Origin of the sequence: Pseudoxanthomonas beigongshangi (assembly GCF_016820515.1) — a bacterium.
Taxonomy (GTDB): domain Bacteria; phylum Pseudomonadota; class Gammaproteobacteria; order Xanthomonadales; family Xanthomonadaceae; genus Pseudoxanthomonas_A; species Pseudoxanthomonas_A beigongshangi.
Map to the genome: position 1 here is coordinate 1 of NZ_JADHDV010000041.1, position 17612 is coordinate 17612.

19 protein-coding genes are annotated in these 17612 nt (G+C 65.5%); 13 read left to right on the forward strand and 6 right to left on the reverse strand.

The window, feature by feature from the left end:
* Positions 1–72: 72 nt before the first annotated feature.
* From IQ458_RS18620 to flgA, 4 genes are all read right to left on the reverse strand, one after another.
* Positions 73–1233 (reverse strand): ATP-binding protein, encoded by a 1161-nt coding sequence (locus IQ458_RS18620; RefSeq protein ID WP_183641071.1) that lies wholly within the window; start codon positions 1231–1233, stop codon positions 73–75.
* A gap of 166 nt (positions 1234–1399) precedes the next feature.
* Entirely contained in the window at positions 1400–1750 is a 351-nt protein-coding gene (locus IQ458_RS18625; RefSeq protein ID WP_203323758.1) for a flagellar protein FlgN, read from the reverse strand.
* On the reverse strand, positions 1747–2055 hold the full coding sequence (gene flgM, locus IQ458_RS18630) for a flagellar biosynthesis anti-sigma factor FlgM (RefSeq protein WP_203323759.1): 309 nt from the start codon (positions 2053–2055) through the stop codon (positions 1747–1749). The genes IQ458_RS18625 and flgM overlap by 4 nt, the downstream gene beginning before the upstream one ends.
* A gap of 166 nt (positions 2056–2221) precedes the next feature.
* Positions 2222–2863 (reverse strand): flagellar basal body P-ring formation chaperone FlgA, encoded by a 642-nt coding sequence (flgA, locus tag IQ458_RS18635; RefSeq protein ID WP_183637032.1) that lies wholly within the window; start codon positions 2861–2863, stop codon positions 2222–2224.
* 190 nt (positions 2864–3053) lie between these two features.
* Between flgA and IQ458_RS18640 the strand changes: the two genes are divergently transcribed.
* The 13 genes from IQ458_RS18640 to IQ458_RS18700 all read left to right on the forward strand — a co-directional run bounded on the left by IQ458_RS18640 (position 3054) and on the right by IQ458_RS18700 (position 15874).
* Entirely contained in the window at positions 3054–4007 is a 954-nt protein-coding gene (locus tag IQ458_RS18640) for a chemotaxis protein (protein WP_183637035.1), read from the forward strand.
* Between the two features lie 294 nt (positions 4008–4301).
* The gene (flgB, locus tag IQ458_RS18645; RefSeq protein ID WP_183637038.1) at positions 4302–4691 is read left to right on the forward strand and encodes a flagellar basal body rod protein FlgB; all 390 of its coding nucleotides are present in this window, start codon (positions 4302–4304) and stop codon (positions 4689–4691) included.
* A 3-nt stretch (positions 4692–4694) separates the two neighbouring features.
* Positions 4695–5102: a flagellar basal body rod protein FlgC gene (gene flgC / locus IQ458_RS18650; protein WP_141452531.1), complete on the forward strand. Its 408-nt coding sequence runs from the start codon at positions 4695–4697 to the stop codon at positions 5100–5102.
* Between the two features lie 26 nt (positions 5103–5128).
* Complete coding sequence (locus IQ458_RS18655; RefSeq protein ID WP_183637041.1) at positions 5129–5809, forward strand: flagellar hook capping FlgD N-terminal domain-containing protein; 681 nt, start codon at positions 5129–5131, stop codon at positions 5807–5809.
* Positions 5810–5860: 51 nt separating this feature from the next.
* A complete protein-coding gene (gene flgE / locus IQ458_RS18660) occupies positions 5861–7081 on the forward strand; it encodes a flagellar hook protein FlgE (RefSeq protein ID WP_183637044.1) in 1221 nt (406 codons plus the stop codon).
* 109 nt (positions 7082–7190) lie between these two features.
* On the forward strand, positions 7191–7943 hold the full coding sequence (locus IQ458_RS18665) for a flagellar basal body rod protein FlgF (protein ID WP_183637047.1): 753 nt from the start codon (positions 7191–7193) through the stop codon (positions 7941–7943).
* Between the two features lie 196 nt (positions 7944–8139).
* Entirely contained in the window at positions 8140–8925 is a 786-nt protein-coding gene (gene flgG, locus IQ458_RS18670) for a flagellar basal-body rod protein FlgG (protein ID WP_141452527.1), read from the forward strand.
* A gap of 8 nt (positions 8926–8933) precedes the next feature.
* Positions 8934–9620, forward strand: coding sequence for a flagellar basal body L-ring protein FlgH (flgH, locus tag IQ458_RS18675; RefSeq protein WP_203323760.1), 687 nt, complete (start codon positions 8934–8936; stop codon positions 9618–9620).
* Between the two features lie 133 nt (positions 9621–9753).
* On the forward strand, positions 9754–10836 hold the full coding sequence (locus tag IQ458_RS18680) for a flagellar basal body P-ring protein FlgI (protein ID WP_183641073.1): 1083 nt from the start codon (positions 9754–9756) through the stop codon (positions 10834–10836).
* Positions 10836–11912 (forward strand): flagellar assembly peptidoglycan hydrolase FlgJ, encoded by a 1077-nt coding sequence (flgJ, locus tag IQ458_RS18685; RefSeq protein WP_235997002.1) that lies wholly within the window; start codon positions 10836–10838, stop codon positions 11910–11912. Before IQ458_RS18680 ends, flgJ begins: the two co-directional genes overlap by 1 nt.
* Before the next feature lie 12 nt (positions 11913–11924).
* A complete protein-coding gene (flgK, locus tag IQ458_RS18690; RefSeq protein ID WP_203323761.1) occupies positions 11925–13805 on the forward strand; it encodes a flagellar hook-associated protein FlgK in 1881 nt (626 codons plus the stop codon).
* Entirely contained in the window at positions 13802–15004 is a 1203-nt protein-coding gene (gene flgL / locus IQ458_RS18695) for a flagellar hook-associated protein FlgL (RefSeq protein WP_203323762.1), read from the forward strand. Before flgK ends, flgL begins: the two co-directional genes overlap by 4 nt.
* Before the next feature lie 615 nt (positions 15005–15619).
* Positions 15620–15874 carry an XAC0095 family protein gene (locus tag IQ458_RS18700; protein ID WP_203323763.1) on the forward strand — a complete coding sequence of 85 codons (255 nt, stop codon included), beginning with the start codon at positions 15620–15622 and terminating at the stop codon, positions 15872–15874.
* 210 nt (positions 15875–16084) lie between these two features.
* Here IQ458_RS18700 and IQ458_RS18705 read toward each other — a convergent pair whose 3' ends face one another.
* The gene (locus tag IQ458_RS18705; protein WP_203323764.1) at positions 16085–16582 is read right to left on the reverse strand and encodes a hypothetical protein; all 498 of its coding nucleotides are present in this window, start codon (positions 16580–16582) and stop codon (positions 16085–16087) included.
* Positions 16583–17187: 605 nt separating this feature from the next.
* The coding region (locus IQ458_RS18710) for a hypothetical protein (RefSeq protein ID WP_235997004.1) at positions 17188–17612 on the reverse strand (425 nt) is incomplete at its 5' end.

The window sequence follows — 17612 nt, forward strand, 5'->3', positions numbered from 1 at the left end:
GCTCCGCTCTACCGATGCGTAGAGCCGGGCCTGCTCGGCTGCCCTTGCCATTCGCCAAACCCCACGCGAACCTCAGCCCGCGTCCTTCACCGGCTGCCGCACCGGCAGGGTGATGCGGAAACGCGAACCTTCACCGGGCTTGCTGTCCACCTCGATGCGGCCGTTGTGCTTCTTCACGATGCCGTAGGAAATCGACAGGCCCAGGCCGGTGCCACTGCCTACCGGCTTGGTGGTGAAGAAGGGATCGAAGATGTTCTGCAGGATGCTCTCGGGCATGCCGCTGCCGGTATCGGCGATCTCGATCCACGCCTCTTCGCCGGCCAGCCCGGTGGTGACGCTGATGCGGCCCTTTTCCTCGATCGCGTGGCCGGCATTGAGCAGGATGTTCATGAACACCTGGTTGAGCTCGGACGGCAGGCACTGTACCAGCGGCAGCTTGCCGTAATGCTTTTCCAGGGTGACCTTGTACTTGAGCTCGTTCCAGATGATGTTGATAGTCGAGTCCAGGCCGTGGTGCAGATCCGCCAGCTTCCACGAGTCGTCGCGCCCGGAGTAGGAGAAGTCCTTGAGGCTGCGCACGATCTGGGTCACCCGCTCGATGCCCTCGCGCGACTCCGACATCAGCTGCGGCAGGTCGCTGGTGATGAAGTCGATGTCGAAGCGCGAGCGCATGTCGTCGATTTCCGGCAGCAGCGCCTTCGGATCCGGCGCGCGCAGGGCGCGCTCGTAGATTTCGATCAGGGCGAACAGGCTGTGCAGGTATTCCTGCAGCGATCCCAGGTTGGAATGCACGTAGCCGATCGGATTGTTGATCTCGTGCGCCACGCCAGCGGCCAGTTGGCCGATGGAGGCCATCTTTTCCGACTGCACCAGTTGCTCCTGGGTACCGGCCAGGCGGATCAGGGTCTGCCGCAACTGGGCGTGCCGGCGCTGCAACTCCTGCTGGCGCGCGTGGCCTTCGCTGATGTCGTGGAACAGGATCAGCGCGTAGCCGTCGTCGCCGGGCGCGTGGTGATGGTAGATGCGCAGTTGCAGGATGCGGCCATCCTCCAGCGCCAGTTCGCCGTTCCAGCGTCCCGTCGCGCGGGCGGCGCGGCGCGCCTCGGCCGGCACCAGCTCCAGTACGGCCTGCAACGATTCCGGCTCCTCGCCCTCGGGCAGCAGTGCCAGCGCGGAGGCATTGGCATGCAGCGCGCGGTCATCGCCGCGGCACAGCAGCACGCCATCGTCCATCAGCTCGGTGAGCGCCTGGATGTCGACGAAGGACGGGATGTCCGCGGGAAGACGGGAAGCGGAGGAAACACTCACGACGGATGACCCCGCGAAAGGGAGTTGCGGCAAAAAGGGGCCGTCAGTATCGGCAAGCGTCGCGGCGGCGGCAAGCCGCGCGCACCGCGCCTCAGGCCACCGCGATCGGGCGGCTGCCGCGCAGGACTTCGGTCTGTCCGTTGGCGTCGTAGGCGCCGCTGCTTTCGCTGCGCCCAAGGTGACGCAGTGCCCAGTTCACTTCGCGGCGACGCCGCGCCAGCAGCGCGCCGTTGGACTGATTGGCCTCCGACAGCTCGCGCAGCCGCTGCTCGAACGGCGCGGGCGCGGCCGCGGGCATGCGGTTTTCCAGTTCGCGCAGCGAGGCCAGCTTCTCCCGGGTCGAGCACACCAGGGCTTCGACATCGTGTTCCAGGATCGCGCGGCGCTCCTCGGCCAGCGCCGAGGCCAGACGCTCGAACTGGGTCTCCAGTTCGGCGCTCATTGGCCGAGCTGGCGTTCCAGGCTCAGCATGCCGTCAGCGATCGCCTCGGCATTGATCCGGTACGTACCGGCCTGGAGCGCATCGCGGACCTGCTGGACCCGCGCGGTATCCATCGCGGAGGCCGAGGACAGCTCGCGCTGCAGTGCCTGCAGACCAGTGGCTTCGCCGGTCAGGCGCAGGCTGTCGCCACCCGCGCTGGCTTCCACCGGCCGGGAACGTTCGGCGCCGGACGCCGCCACCTTGCCACCGATCGGACCGGTGGTGCGGATGGCAGAAGGCGCGTTGCCTTCGATTTTCTGGCTCATGTCGGTCTACCTGTTGCGGGTTCAAACAGCATATCGGCCGTCAAAGACAAAGCTTTAGTGACGGAATCCACATTTTTCTATCGGAAGCGCACCCGAGGCGTACTTCCCTGCCAGCTCGGTATCGGCCGCCCGTCCGGGGACTTTAGGGCCGATTCCATTTTTTTCCTCAACGGCTCACCCAGACGTCGCCGCCCGGGCCGACCACGCCCTGCACCACCCGGCGCGAGGACAGGTTTTCCACCGTCACCCGTTCGTTCTCGCCGGCGTCGGCCAGCGCCTTGCCGGCCACCCGCACCTCGACGCCACCGCGACGCGACACCAGCGCCACGTTGTCGCCGCGCCGGATCAATCGCGGCGCGACCAGATCGTTGGCTCCCAGCACCGAGCCGGCGGTCAACATCCGCCGCGCCACCTGGCCCACGGCCTGGGCGGGGTCGGTCAAGGCGCCGGCGGCGATACGGCCGCCGTCACGGGTTTCGGCGACAAACGCATCGGCGGTCACCACCTGCCCCGGCGCGATGCCGCGATTGAGCACCAGCACGGTCTGGCTGCGGCGTACCCGCACCGGCACGAACAGGCGCCAGCCCTGCGGGCAACCGACCTCGACCGAACCACTGTTCTGCACCCGCGCTTCCAGCGGCGCGGCGCAACGCGGCAGGCGCAGGTTCGGGTCCAGCGTCGCTTCCGCCTCGCCGGCCGACGCCATCGCGCCAATCGCGGCCTGGCGGATGCTGTCCACCGGTTGGAAGTCCGCGGCGGGCACGGCAAACGCCGCCAGCAGCGCGGGCAGCAGCACGAGTCGTCGCATGAGCGGGCTCCATCGGTTCATCGGCGACAAGGAATGCAAGCGATGTGCCGAAACCGGCGGTCCTCGCGCCTGCCGCGGTGCGCGTCGGCGAAATCGTCTGCGTGACCGCCGTCCCTCGAGGACGAGCCCTTCCCTGCCGCCGGACGCCCCGCACCGCTCAAGCCGTGCGCAACCCGGCCGATATGCCTGCATGACCCAGGATCTGCTCAACCGCATCGACCAGCGCACCCGCCTGGCCGGCCACAACCGGCTCGCCCTGTTGCTGTTCCGCCTGGGCGGGCGTCAGCTTTTTGGCGTCAACGTGTTCAAGGTGCAGGAAGTCCTGCGCCGTCCGCCGCTGTTCCAGCTGCCCGGCCTGCCCGCCGAGTTCGCCGGCGCGGCCGACGTGCGCGGGCGTTCGATTCCGGTGCTGGACCTGGGCCTGAGCATCGGCCATCCCGAGCGCGATCCGGATCCGGCGCGCGCGCCCAACTACCTGGTGGTCACCGAGTTCAACCGATCGGTGCAGGGCTTCCTGGTCAGCGACGTCGAGCGCATCGTCAACATCGCGGTCGAGGACATCCACCCGCCGCCCGAACTCGGCGCGGAGGCCAGCTACCTGACCGCGGTCACCCGCTTCCAGGGCGAGCTGATCCAGGTGATCGACGTGGAAAGCGTGCTGGCCGACATCTCGCAGGCGCGCATGGACGCGCCGCTGGCGCCGGAAATGGCGCTGCCGGCCGACGCCCCGCCGTTGCAGGTGCTGGTGGTGGACGACTCGCGGGTGGCCCGTTCGCAGATCCGCAGCGTGCTGGACCAGTTGGGGGTGAGCGCCACCCTGCTTTCCGACGGCAAGCAGGCGCTCGACCACCTCGTGCAGATCCACGCCGCCGGCGAGGACCCGGCCGAGCGCTACGCCATGGTCATCTCCGACATCGAAATGCCGGCCATGGACGGCTACACCCTGACGACGGAAATCCGTCGCCACCCCGGCCTGGCCGGTCTGTACGTACTTCTGCACACCTCGCTCTCGGGCGTGTTCAACAATGCCATGGTCGAACGGGTCGGCGCCAACGCCTTTGTCGCCAAGTACAGCCCGCACGAGCTGGCGGACTACGTGCTGAACCGGCTGAAGCAGGTGGTGGCGACGAAGCGGGCGGCCTGACGGCGGCCGGTTGGCCGCCGGGATTGGGGATTCGGGATTCGGGATAGCCCCCTTTGGAAAAGGGGGCGGGCGGCCCGCGCCAGCGGGGCGACGGGGGATTTGCGCGCGGTGCCAGGAACCGGCGAAGAGCAAATCCCCCTCGGTCCCCCTTTTTTAAAGGGGGAGGCAAAGCCACAAGGTGCCCATCGTTCCCCAAGAGAAGGAATGGCACCGGCACTTAGTGGGGGAAGCATCTCCCCCGGACTGGCACAAGCCTTGCACCCACCCGGGCAACGTTCCCAACGGGGCCCGCCAATGTCCAATCCCATCCGCGATTACCTGGGTGTCCATGCCGCCGCCCTGCCGCTGCGCGAGCAGCGCATGCAGTTGATCGCCAGCAACCTCAGCAATGCGGACACCCCCAACTACAAGGCCAAGGATCTCAACTTCCAGGCCGTGCTGGAGAACGCCGCCGCCCGCCAGGCCGCGCCGTTGCAGACCACCGACGGGCGCCATCTGAACGGACTGGAATTCGGCCCGCAGATCCACGAACGCCAGGGCGTGCAGCCCAGCCTGGACGGCAACACCGTCGACGCCGACACCGAGCGCGCCGCCTACGGCCGCGCCGCGCTGGAGTACCGCGCCTCGCTGAGTTTCATCGAATCCAAGGTGCGCACCATGCTCACCGCCATCACGGGGCAATAAGCCATGAGCAACCTGCCGATCTTCGACGTCGCCGGTTCGGCCCTGCAGGCGCAGTCGGTGCGCCTGAACACCATCGCCAGCAATCTCTCCAACGCCGACTCCATCGCCTCCTCGCCGGAGGCGGTGTACAAGCCGATCGAACCGATCTTCCAGGCCCGCCCGCTCAACGCCGACGGCTCGCTGACCTCGGTGCAGGTCAAGGAGATCACCCAGAGCGAAGCACCGCCGATCAAGCGCTACGAGCCCGGCCACCCGATGGCCGACGCCGAAGGCTACGTCTATGCGCCGGACGTGGATCCGGTCGCGCAGATGGTCAACCTCATTTCCGCTTCGCGTGGCTACCAGGCCGGCGTCGAAGTCCTCAACACCGCCAAGGAACTGGCGCTGGCCACGCTGACCATGGGCCGCTGACGCGTCCCGCCCACCGGAGCAACCGCATGACCACCGCCGTGAATGGCGATCCCTTCGCCGCGATCAACAACAGCACCACCGGCACCGGTTCGAACAAGAAGAAGGAAAGCCTGGGCCAGGCCGAGTTCATGCGCCTGATGACCGAGCAGCTCAAGCACCAGGATCCGCTCAAGCCGCTGTCCAACAGCGAATTCATCGGCCAGCTCGCGCAGTTCTCCACCGTGCAGGGCATCAGCGAACTCAACACCACCGTCAACGGCTTCACCACCGCCCTGACCGGCGACCAGGTGCTCAAGGGCGCCTCGCTGGTCGGCCACGACGTGCTGGTGCCGTCGGAAAAGATCGCGCTCGGCGCGCAGGGCAGCGCCACCGGCCTGGTCATGTCGCCCGCCACCGGCACGCTCAAGGTGGAAATCACCGACGCCAGCGGCGTGGTCGTGGACACCATCGAACTCGACGCCGCCAAGGGCGAGACCGCGTTCGCCTGGGACGGCGTGAAGGCCAACGGCGAACGCGCACCGGAAGGCGTGTATGCGATCAAGGCCACCCACACCGACGACACCGGCAAGGCCACCAAGCTCAACACCTACGTCGATTCCACCGTGGAAAGCGTGACCATCGGTTCCGACGGCCTGTATCTCAACCTGCCCGGCCTGGGCACCGCTCCGCTCGACTACGTGCTGCGCATCGGCAAGTCGGCTTCCTGATCCCTGACATCCACGGGCCATTCCGACCCGGCATCCGCTAAGGAGTTTTCCATGGCTTTCAACAGTTCGCTCTCCGGCATGAAGGCGGCCAACGCCGACCTCAACGTCACCTCGCACAACATCGCCAATGTCGGCACCACCGGATTCAAGGAATCGCGTGCCGAGTTCGCCGAAGTGTTTTCCACCACCGGCTATGGCCTGCTGCGCAACGGCATCGGCGCCGGCGTGCGTCTGACCAACGTGGCCCAGCAGTTCTCGCAGGGCGACATCAACCAGACCGGCCGCTACCTGGATCTGGCGGTGGACCGCGAAGGCTTCTTCACGGTCAGCAACAACGGCACCAACGTCTACACCCGCGCCGGCAACTTCCAGCGCGATCCCAACGGTTTCGTCACCACCCCGGACGGCTTCCGCCTGCAGGTGTTCCCGCCGCGCGCCGACGGCAGCGGTTTCGATACCGGCCGCCTGGTCGACCTGCAACTGCTGACCAGCGACAGCCCGCCGGCGCCGACCACCCTGGTCAACCTGGGCGTCACCCTGCCCGGCAACGCCGCGCAGCCGACCATCACGCCGTTCACGCCCAACGACGGCAACAGCTACAACGAGACCACCTCGGTCACCGTGTACGACTCGCTCGGCGTGGCGCACCAGCAGTCGGTCTACTACGTGAAGACCGCCAATCCGAACGAATGGCAAGCCCACGTCTACGTCGACGGCACCTCGATGGGTCCGGCCACCACCGTGCAGTTCGACAACAACGGCGCGCTGACCCTGCCGGCCAACGGCCGCATCGCCCTGGCGCCGTTCACCCCGACCACCGGCGCCGGCGTGCTCAACATGACCCTGGACATCACCGGCACCAACCAGTACGGCGAAGCCTTCGCCAAGAAGGATCAGCGGCAGGACGGCTACGCCAGCGGCAAGCTCAACGAATTCACCGTGTCGCCGGAAGGCGTGGTGTTCGCGCGCTACTCCAACGGCGTGGACCGCGCCATCGGCCAGGTCGCGCTGACCAACTTCACCAACCCGCAGGGCCTGGTCTCGCAGGGCAACAACACCTGGACCCACAGCTACGCCTCGGGTGAACCGCGCACCGGCGCGCCGGGCACGTCCGACTTCGGCCAGGTCGCCTCCGGCGCGCTGGAAGCCTCGACCGTCGACCTGACCGAACAACTGGTCAACATGATCGTCGCCCAGCGCAACTTCCAGGCCAACTCGCAGATGCTGTCCACCCAGGATCAGATCACGCAGACCGTCATCAACATCCGTTGATGACGGGGGGATTGGGGATTCGGGATTGGGGATTCGTCTAAAGCGCGCCCCATCCCGCTCCGTTCCCCGCTCTTCCCAATCCCGAATCCCCAATCCCGAATCCCTGCCCATGGACAAAGCCCTCTACGTCGCCATGACCGGTGCCCGCGCTTCGCTGCAGGCCCAAGGCGCGGTGTCGCACAACCTCGCCAACGTCGACACCAAGGGATTCAAAGCCGCCTTGGCCGCGACCGAGGCGTTCAAGATTCCCGGCCAGGGATTTCCCTCACGCGTGGACGCGGTGCTGACGGATCCGGGTTTCGATTCGCGCACCGGCACCCAGATGGTCACCGGCCGTTCGCTGGACGTCTCGCTGCAACCGGGCCGCTGGCTGGCCGTGCAGGCGCCGGACGGCGGCACCGCCTATACCCGCAACGGCGAACTCAGCGTCACCCCCAACGGCCAGCTGGTCACCAACGGGGGCCGCGCCGTGCTCGATGAGAACGGCAATCCGATCGCCATCCCGCCGGCGCAGTCCTTCGATCTCGGCGCCGACGGCACCATTTCCATCGTGCCGCAGGGCGAAGGCCCGCAGACCATGGCGATGGTCGCCCGCATGCGCATCGTCGACGTGCCGGCCTCGCAACTGGCGCGCGGCGCCGACGGCCTGATGCGTCCGGCCGACCCCACCCAGCCGCCCCCGCCGATGGCGCAGGGCAACAGCCTGACCACCGGCGTGCTCGAAGGCAGCAACGTCGACGCCGCCGGCGCCCTGGTGCAGATGATCCAGCTCCAGCGCCAGTTCGAAATGCAGGTCAAGGTCATCCGCACCGGCGACGACATGGCGCAATCGTCGAATCAGTTGCTGCGGCTGGGGGGTTAGGGGCCGTGATTGGGGAGTCGGGATTCGGGATTGGTAACAGCGACTTTGTGGCCGTCGTCCCGGTTCTTGTCCGCGTCGAAATCCCGACCACCGGGTTGGCACGGACCTTGCCTCTTCCCCATGCGAAGAAGGATCCGACGCCCACGTCGAATCCCCAATCCCGAATCCCCAATCCCATCGCTCAAAGGACCACGCCATGAACCAGGCACTCTGGGTCGCCAAGACCGGGCTCGATGCGCAGCAGACGCGCATGTCCGTGGTCTCCAACAACCTGGCCAACACCAACACCACCGGCTTCAAGCGCGATCGCGCCAGCTTCGAGGATCTGCTGTACCAGCAGCTGCGCCAGCCCGGCGGTTCGACCTCGCAGCAGACCCAGTTGCCGTCCGGCGTGCAGCTGGGCACCGGCGTGCGCGTGGTCGCCACCTCCAAGGATTTCCAGCAGGGCAATCCGCAGCAGACCGGGCGCTCGCTGGACGTGATGGTCAACGGCCGCGGTTTCTTCGAGGTGATGCTGCCCGACGGCACGCCCGCCTACACCCGTGATGGCTCGTTCCAGATCAACGCCCAGGGCGAACTGGTCACCAACAGCGGCTATGCCGTGCAGCCCGGCATCCAGGTGCCGGAAGGCGCGCAGTCGATGACCATCGGCAACGACGGCACGGTCAGCGTGACCATGGCCGGCGAGGCGCAGGCGGTGGAAATCGGATCGCTCACCCTCACCGACTTCGTCAATCCATCCGGCCTGCAGGCCAAGGGCGAGAACCTGTACGTCGAAACCACCGCCTCCGGCCCCGCCCAGAACGGCACGCCCGGCCTCAATGGCCTGGGCAACCTGGTGCAGGGCTCGCTGGAAGGTTCCAACGTCAACGTGGTGGAAGAGCTGGTCAGCATGATCGAAACCCAGCGCGCCTACGAAATGAACGCCAAGGCCATCTCCACCACCGACTCCATGCTCGGCTATCTGAACAACAACGTCTGAGGCCCGCCATGACCCACCTGTCCCGCACCGCCACCCTCGCCTGCTGCGTCTTCGCGCTGGCCGGCTGTTCGCGCTCGTTCGGCGACGTGCGCCCGTTCGCGCCGATGCAGCCGGTGCAGGTGGTGATGGCGGCGCAGGCCGAACCCACCTCCGGCGCGATCTACCGCGCCGGCCCGGGCCTGAACCTGTACTCCGACCGTCGCGCTCGCGACGTCGGCGACCTGCTGACGATCAACCTGATCGAGAACACCAACGCGCAGACCAGCGCGACCACCCAGGTCGACAAGACCAGCGAGGTCACCATGGCGGCGCCGAACATCGCCGGCGCGCCGCTGACCTACAACGGCCGCGATCTGCTGAGCGCCTCGGTCAAGGGTGATCGCGGCTTCAACGGCAATGGCAAGAGCGCGCAGAGCAATCGCCTGCAGGGCAGCGTGACCGTCACCGTCATCCAGCGCCTGCCCAACGGCAACCTGGTGGTGCAGGGCCAGAAGAACATGCGCCTGAACCAGGGCGACGAGCTCGTCCAGATCCAGGGCATCGTGCGCCCGGCCGACATTTCGCCGGACAACAGCATTCCGTCCAGCAAGGTCGGCGAGGCACGCATCGCCTACGGCGGTCGCGGCGCCATCGCCCAGTCCAACTCGATGGGCTGGCTGGGGCGCTTCTTCAATTCGCCGATTTATCCCAATTAACCCTCTGAACTGACGAGTCACCCGGGAGCGCCGCATGATGGCCATCCGCCTGCCCTTCCATCGCAACCCGCGCGATCCCAACCGTCGTCGCGTCGATCCGTGGACCACGATCGGCGCCCTGCTGTGGTGGCTGATGGTGCTGGCCTGCCTGGCGCCGTCGGCGCGCGCCGAGCGGATCAAGGATCTCGCCCAGGTCGGCGGCGTGCGCAGCAACCCGCTGGTCGGCTACGGCCTGGTGGTGGGCCTGGACGGCAGCGGCGATCGCACCAGCCAGGCGCCCTTCACCGTGCAGAGCCTGAAGAACCTGCTGGGCGAACTGGGCGTCAATGTGCCGCCCAACGTCAATCCGCAGCTCAAGAACGTCGCCGCGGTCGCCATCCACGCCGACCTGCCCGCCTTCGCCAAGCCCGGCCAGCCGATCGACATCACCGTCTCCTCCATCGGCAACGCCACCTCGCTGCGCGGCGGCAGCCTGCTGATGGCCCCACTGCGCGGCGCCGACGGCGAGGTCTACGCCATCGCCCAGGGCAACCTGGTGGTCGGCGGTTTCGGCGCGCAGGGCCGCGACGGTTCCAAGGTCTCGGTCAACGTGCCCAGCGTCGGCCGCATTCCCAACGGCGCCATCGTCGAACGCGCGGTGCCCAACGCGATGAACGACGGCAGCGGCAGCGTCACCCTCAACCTGCACCAGGCCGACTTCACCACCGTCTCGCGCATGGTCGCCGCGCTCGACCAGCGCTTCGGCGCCGGCGCCGCCTACGCGGTCGATGCGGTCACCGTGGCGGTGCGCGCGCCGGCCGATGCCGGCAGCCGGGTCAACTTCCTGGCCCAGGTCGAGAACCTGGAACTGACCCCCGGCAGCGCGCCGGCCAAGGTCATCGTCAACGCCCGCACCGGCACTGTCGTGATCGGCGCGCAGGTGCAGGTGATGCCGGCTGCGGTCACCCACGGCTCGCTGACCGTCACCATCACCGAATCGGCCAACGTCAGCCAGCCCAACAGTTTCAATCGCGGCGGCCAGACCGTGGTCACCCCGCAATCCGACGTGCAGATCACCGCCGAAGGCAACCGCATGTTCAAGTTCGAGGGCGGCACCTCGCTGGACGAGATCGTCCGCGCCGTCAACGAAGTCGGCGCCGCGCCGGGCGATCTGATCGCCATCCTGGAAGCGCTCAAGCAGGCCGGCGCGCTGCGCGCGGAGCTGGAAATCATCTGATGAACATCCTGCAACCCACCCTGCCGCTGAACCCGACCGCCAACCCGGCGGCGGACAACGCGCGCATCCACGAGGTGGCGCAGAAATTCGAGGGCCAGTTCGCGCAGATGCTGATCAAGTGCATGCGCGAGGCCAGCTTCGGGGACTCGCTGTTCCCCGGCGAAAACCAGATGTTCCGCGAGATGTACGACCAGCAGCTGGCCAAGGCGATGACCCAGGGCAAGGGCATGGGACTGGCGCCGATGATCGCGCGCCAGCTCGGCGCCACCGACACGAACACCGCGCCGGTGCCGGTCAACACCGCGCTGTCGCAGTACCGTAAGATGATGCCGTCCGGCGCCGAGCAGATGCTGGACGTGATCGCCGGGCGCGCGCCCGGTCTGTCCGGCGCGTCGTCCGCCGAAGCCGGCGATCCCGGCGCCGCGATGGGCCTGCCGCGCATCGACTGGGCCGCGCTGACCGCGCCGGAAGCCCAGGCCGCGTGCGACGAGGTGGAACAGGTCGCCAGCGCCAATCCGCAGCAGTACGCCCGCAACACGCCCGAACGCTTCGTCGCCGAGATCTGGGACCACGCCCAGCGCGCCGCCAGGGAACTGGGCGTGGATCCGCGCGCCCTGGTCGCCCAGGCCGCGCTGGAAACCGGCTGGGGCAAGCGCGTCATCCAGCGCAACGACGGCGGCAGCGCGCACAACCTGTTCGGCATCAAGGCCACCGGCTGGAAGGGCGAACGCGCCCGCACCGGCACCCACGAATACCGCAACGGCGTGCGCCAGAACGAGACCGCCGACTTCCGCGCCTACAGCTCCCCGGCCGAAAGCTTCGCCGACTACGTGCGCCTGCTGAAGAACAACCCGCGCTACCAGAAGGCGCTGGCCGCCGGCAAGGACATCCACGGTTTCGCGCGTGGCCTGCAACAGGCCGGTTACGCCACGGATCCGTCGTATGCGAAGAAGATCGCCAGCATCGCCACCGGCCCCACCCTCGGCAAGGTCATCTCCGCGGTCGGCAACACCGTCGGCGGTGCGATTGGCGCCACGGTGGGCAACGCGCTCGCCAGCCGCTTCCTGGGCCGCTGAACGGAGTAGTCCATGTCCAACCTCCTCGCCACCGGTTCCAGCGCCCTGCTCGCCTTCCAGCGGGCGCTATCCACGGTCAGCCACAACGTCGCCAACCTCAACACGCCGGGTTACTCGCGCCAGCGCACCGAGTTCGCCGCGCGCAACGGCACCTTCCACGGCTACGGCTACCAGGGCGGCGGTGTGCAGATCGTCGACGTCCATCGCATGGCCGATTCGCTGGCCACCGCGCGCCTGCTCGACAGCACCGGCGAACTGAACCGCCTGCAGCAGATGTCGGTGCTGTCCAACCGCCTGGACAGCCTGTTCTCGGAAAAGGCCACCGGCATCGCCGCGCCGTGGTCGGGCTTCTTCGATTCGATCAGCGCGCTGTCCTCCAGCGCCGCCGGCGCGGCCGATCGACAGAGCGTGCTGTCCCAGGCCAACGCGCTGGTCACCCGCTTCAACCAGATCGATCAGCAACTGGACAAGGTGGATGGCGAGGTCAACAGCGGCCTCACCTCCGCCGTGGGTGAAGTGAACCGGCTGGCCAAGGAAATCGCCCAGCTCAACGGTCGCATCGGCAACGGCGCCAATGCCTCGGGCGATCTGCTGGATCGCCGCGATCAGCTGATCAGCCAGCTGATCGGCTACACCGGCGGCACCGCCGTGCAGCAGGACGGCGGCCAGATCAACGTGTTCACCGCCGGCGGCCAGCCGATGGTGGTCGGCGCCACCGCCAGTTCGCTGGTGACCGTGGCCGATCCCTATCGGCCCGAGCGCCTGCAGGTGGCGCTGGAAACCAACGGCCAGCGGGTCACCCTGGACAAGCGCGCGCTCGGCGGCCAAATCGGCGGCCTGATGGAATTCCGCACCACCGTGCTGGATCCTGCCATCGCCGAACTCGGTCGCATCGCCATGTCGCTGGCCGAAACCTTCAACGAAGGCCATCGCGCCGGCATGGATCAGTACGGCCAGATGGGCGGGGATTTCTTCACCGCGCCGCAGCCGCAGATCTCGTCGCACTCGGGCAACACCGGCAACGCCGTGCTGCAACCGTCACTGGGCGATCTGGGCGCGCTCAACGGCAAGAACGTGATGCTGCGCTTCGACGGCGGCAACTGGGTCGCCAGCGATCCGGACACCGGCACCGCCATCCCTGTCACCGGGACCGGCACCGCCGCCGATCCGCTGGTGGTCAACGGCGTGGAACTGGTGCTGTCCAGCGGCACGCCCGCCACCAACGATCGCTTCCTGCTGCAACCCACCGCGGGCGCGGCCGGCACGATCAAGCTCGCCATCAGCGATCCCAGCCGGATCGCCGCCGCCAGCCCGGTCAAGGCCAAGGCCGATCTGGCCAACACCGGCACCGGCAAGCTGGGCGCGGTCACCATCACCAACCCGGCGGATCCGAACCTGCTGGCACCGTCGGTGATCGAATTCATCGACGCCAACCAGTACACCATCGACGGCGCCGGCCCGTTCACCTACACGCCCGGCCAGGCCATCACCCACAACGGCTGGAGCGTCACCCTCGACGGCGCGCCCGCCGCCGGCGACGCCTTCAACCTCGGCCCCACCGGCGCCAACTCCAGCGACAACGGCAACGCCAAGCTGCTGTCCAACCTGGACGACGCGCGCAAGCTCAACGGCGGCACCCTCACCCTCAACGGCGCCATCTCCGGCCTGACCACCACGGTTGGCTCGGCCGCGCGCCAGGCCGACTACTCGGCCGAGGCACAGCAGGTGCTGCAGGATCAGGCGCAGGCCGCGCGCGATGCCATTTCCGGCGTCAACCTGGATGAGGAAGCGGCGGATCTGATGCGCCTGCAGCAGGCCTACCAGGCCGCGGCGCAGATCATCTCCACCGCCGACACCCTGTTCCAGTCCCTGCTGAGCGCGACCCGCCGATGAACAATCGCATCTCCACCGGCCTGATGTACCAGCAGTCGATCACCACGATGCTGGCCAAGCAGGCCAAGCTGGCCCACACCCAGCAGCAGCTCGCCTCCGGGCAGAAGCTGATCAGCGCCAAGGACGATCCGGTCGCCGCCGGCAATGCCGTTGGCCTGGATCGCACCCTGGCCGAACTGGAACGCTTCGCCGCCAACGCCAGCACCCTGCAGAACCGCCTGGGCTTGCAGGAAAACGCGCTCAAGCTGGTTGGCGACGCGATGGCGCGCGTGCACGAACTGACCGTGCAGGCCAACAACGCCGCGCTCGGCGACGACAGCCGCAAGGCGATCAGCGCCGAACTCAAATCCATCCATGACGGCCTGCTGGATCTGGCCAACAGCACCGACGGCACCGGCCGCTACCTGTTCGGCGGCACCGCCGACGGCAGCGCCCCGTTCGCGCTGGCGGCCGGCGGCGTCATCTACAGCGGCGACCAGACCCAGCGCCAGGTCGAGGTCGCGCCGGACACCTTCGTCTCCGACACCCTGCCCGGCAGCGAAATCTTCCTGCGCCTGCGCACCGGCACCGGCCGCATCGACGGCGCCGCCTCCGGCGCCAACACTGGCACCGGCCTGCTGATGGATCTCAGCGTCACCGACTCCAGCGCCTACGACGGCGGCCAGTACAGCATCCGCTTCACCAGCCCGACCACCTACGAGGTCTACGGTGCAGGCCCCACCCCGATTTCCACCGGCACCTACACCAAGGGCCAGAGCATCGCCTTCGCCGGCGTGCAGGTGAAGATCGACGGCCAGCCCAACACTGGCGATGCATTCAACATCGGTCCCTCCGCCACCCGCGACGTGTTCGCCACCATCCAGAACCTGATCGGCGCGCTGGAAACCAATCCCACCACCGACGCCCAGCGCGCCGCCATGCAGAACCAGTTGCAGGCCGCCATGCGCGACGTCGCCAGCGCCCAGGGCCACATGATCGACGCCCGCGCCAGCGGCGGCGCCCAACTGATGGCCATCGACAGCGCCGCCGAACTGCGCGACGCCAACGCCGTCACCCTCAAGGGCACCCTCTCCAGCCTGCGCGACCTCGACTGGGCCGAGGCCATCGGCCGCTACAACCTGGAAAACACCGCCCTCCAGGCTGCGCAGAGCGTGTTCATGCAGATGCAGCAGTTGTCGTTGTTCAAGATGATGGGGTGAGGGGCGGGAATCGGGAATCGGGAATCGGGAATCGGGAATCGGGATTCGGGATTCGGGAGTCGGAAGTCGGAAGTCGGAAGTCGGAAGTCGGAAGTCGGCCAGAGCTTCGCCCAGTGACACCATCGTCGCAGGGAAGGCTACCGTGACGCACGCAGTCCACGCGTTCTTCAAGATAACCAACATCCCAGCAAAAACGACTACCTCTGCCTCCCCCTTTGAAAAAGGGGGACTGAGGGGGATTTGCTCTTGGCGCCGACCACCACCACTCGCCACTTCGCCAAGCACAACGGACGCCTATCGTCACGCGAATAAAAAAGTGAGCCCAGAAACACTGAGGCCAAAACGCTCAAAGTTAGTCGACACCGCCCAACCACATCGGCAGACTCCTGCATCAGGAGTTCAGACCTCCCCACGTAGCGGTAGTACCCCTGTTATCCGGCGGCTCTTTTCTTCATCACCGGATAGCAACCGGCGACCTCGTTTCAATGCCGGGAGGTGGGTGAATGCAAGACCCGTATGGGAAATAGCCCAGCCGACTACGTGCGGTATCTGACCTCCCGGCACCCGGCCGCAATCACGCGCGCCGGGATTCTTCAACGAAGAAATGGAGGTCCCATGACCAGTGTTCGAATGGTCTATCTGTTGGAAGAACAAACCCAGCTGAATCTTATCCAGCTGCGTGATCACCTCAAACTGCTGTCCCTGCTCATCAGTCCCCGCTTCCGCCAGGACGAGCACCACAGCCTGCCCATCCCGCTGCAACCCCTGAGCGACTGCTTCGCCGGCCTCGCCCACGACGCCAGCCACATCCTCGACCAGCTCCGCTGGCATTCCGGAAAACCGGACGTCGAATCGGCCAACGACGCGTAACAAAAACGCGGGCTGCTAGCGCCCGCGTTCTATGGGCAACGAACGCACCATGTCTTGAAAGCGCGCGCTTCGAGATTCGGGCTATCGTGTGCGGTATTCGTCCAAGACGTCCATAAAGATGGCCATCCCGAACTCTGCCTCATCCACCCGCACTCGGGTTGTTCTTCTACTACAACGAGCGGGCGGCCAAATGGATATCCATCCGCTGTTCTAACCACACCCTTCTTGAGCTTTCGCGGGACCCTCTATTTTCTCTATCGCCGAACGATAGACCTTGGAGTCGTCCCAAGATGGCAATGGCTCGAAAGGGCCTATTCCCGGCGGCGACAGTTCATCATCCAATGCCTTTCTCAGCACGGGTAGTGCAGCACCTGCTCTAGGCCCTATTGCACCGGCGACACGCGCCAACTGAGCGCGAACAGGCGGTATCTCTACCCCCAGTGCATCAACCAATTTTCCAATTGACTGGCAGGATAAGCTGTCAATATCTTCCTCAGTGAGCACTTCTATCGCTTTCGCGATGTCCTGAGCATGCGACACTCGCGTATTTATATCTTTCTCACCGTGTATTTTATCAAGAGCAGCATCAATGCTAATAGGCTCTTGCGCAAATGAGCTAAATCCGAGAAGTATCAAAATAAAGCCAACCCCGCCCATCATCCATCCCCTCGCCAGCTCAACACAGATGTTAAATATCGAACGCTCCATCAAAAAAAGAGCTAGAAATAGGATTCAGATCAGTATTTCAGCGTATAAATAAGCTTTTTTTGTAGAAGTTTGTCTGATCTGACTTTCATGGAATGATTTATTCTGCCCCATGTTCCCCACATACATTAGATTAACCGCCCGCTACAAGCGGCTTACCAACATGAGAAGACCAACACAGAGCAACAGAAATACACCAAAAATCTGCATGACGGAGAACACTAGAACCGCCCCCCTTGCCTCACTCGAAAGCGAGCGCCAGCGACGAAGAAACTTCAGGACCAGGAAGTCCGATCCCACCGCCGATGCATCTTCCAATAGATCTCGGACAGAATCATCCCCCTTCAACTTGTGAAACAGGTAAACCCTGAATCCGAATGATGAGATAACCAAGGCGATGGCGACAAAAACAATCACTATTTCCAGACCGTGTAGCTCAACGCCACGCATACACCCCCCAAGACCTAAACAATAAAACATGAGCTATAGCAGCATTTGTAAGATCACCAAGCCCCCATCGTTTGCAGGGACCAGCCCGCCATTCTTTTCAAAAACTGGTCCCTGTCTTATTTTTCTAGCATTCGCAGTAATTACTAATTTCAGTCTACTCAATGGCGCTCATTCCAAGAAATATAAAATGCCGAGGCCATTCCCACCACGACTGCCATAGAGAAAAATAATACTCTCTGAGCAACTTTTTCCTCGTAAGAAAAAGCGAGGATAGCCAGCAGAAAAATAGGTGCCGCCCCGCAAAGCAAGGCATTCATCATCCCTGCCAAAATCCATACATTCTTCGCTGAGCGTGTCTTCTCCGACTTGAGCACGCTGGATATTCGAATTCCAACCAGTACCGACAATCCGCAGACGTATCCGCTACTTACCAGAACCAAAATTGTTGGAACTTTCAAAAATTCAAAACCCATACTACCCCTACCCTCCTGGATGCTGGCGCACCGCCGGTTCACCCCCCCAGAACTTTCGACTCTCTCGCACTGCAGATTCACAACTGGACCGGCCAGCCTTTCGTAGACAT

Excerpts from the sequence above, each read along its gene's own strand:
- IQ458_RS18620 (WP_183641071.1), bottom strand. The coding sequence starts at position 1,233 with ATGGACGATGGCGTGCTGCTGTGCCGCGGCGATGACCGCGCGCTGCAT.
- IQ458_RS18625 (WP_203323758.1), bottom strand. The coding sequence starts at position 1,750 with ATGAGCGCCGAACTGGAGACCCAGTTCGAGCGTCTGGCCTCGGCGCTG.
- flgM (WP_203323759.1), bottom strand. The coding sequence starts at position 2,055 with ATGAGCCAGAAAATCGAAGGCAACGCGCCTTCTGCCATCCGCACCACC.
- flgA (WP_183637032.1), bottom strand. The coding sequence starts at position 2,863 with ATGCGACGACTCGTGCTGCTGCCCGCGCTGCTGGCGGCGTTTGCCGTG.
- IQ458_RS18640 (WP_183637035.1), top strand. The coding sequence starts at position 3,054 with ATGACCCAGGATCTGCTCAACCGCATCGACCAGCGCACCCGCCTGGCC.
- flgB (WP_183637038.1), top strand. The coding sequence starts at position 4,302 with ATGTCCAATCCCATCCGCGATTACCTGGGTGTCCATGCCGCCGCCCTG.
- flgC (WP_141452531.1), top strand. The coding sequence starts at position 4,695 with ATGAGCAACCTGCCGATCTTCGACGTCGCCGGTTCGGCCCTGCAGGCG.
- IQ458_RS18655 (WP_183637041.1), top strand. The coding sequence starts at position 5,129 with ATGACCACCGCCGTGAATGGCGATCCCTTCGCCGCGATCAACAACAGC.
- flgE (WP_183637044.1), top strand. The coding sequence starts at position 5,861 with ATGGCTTTCAACAGTTCGCTCTCCGGCATGAAGGCGGCCAACGCCGAC.
- IQ458_RS18665 (WP_183637047.1), top strand. The coding sequence starts at position 7,191 with ATGGACAAAGCCCTCTACGTCGCCATGACCGGTGCCCGCGCTTCGCTG.
- flgG (WP_141452527.1), top strand. The coding sequence starts at position 8,140 with ATGAACCAGGCACTCTGGGTCGCCAAGACCGGGCTCGATGCGCAGCAG.
- flgH (WP_203323760.1), top strand. The coding sequence starts at position 8,934 with ATGACCCACCTGTCCCGCACCGCCACCCTCGCCTGCTGCGTCTTCGCG.
- IQ458_RS18680 (WP_183641073.1), top strand. The coding sequence starts at position 9,754 with ATGGTGCTGGCCTGCCTGGCGCCGTCGGCGCGCGCCGAGCGGATCAAG.
- flgJ (WP_235997002.1), top strand. The coding sequence starts at position 10,836 with ATGAACATCCTGCAACCCACCCTGCCGCTGAACCCGACCGCCAACCCG.
- flgK (WP_203323761.1), top strand. The coding sequence starts at position 11,925 with ATGTCCAACCTCCTCGCCACCGGTTCCAGCGCCCTGCTCGCCTTCCAG.
- flgL (WP_203323762.1), top strand. The coding sequence starts at position 13,802 with ATGAACAATCGCATCTCCACCGGCCTGATGTACCAGCAGTCGATCACC.
- IQ458_RS18700 (WP_203323763.1), top strand. The coding sequence starts at position 15,620 with ATGACCAGTGTTCGAATGGTCTATCTGTTGGAAGAACAAACCCAGCTG.
- IQ458_RS18705 (WP_203323764.1), bottom strand. The coding sequence starts at position 16,582 with ATGGAGCGTTCGATATTTAACATCTGTGTTGAGCTGGCGAGGGGATGG.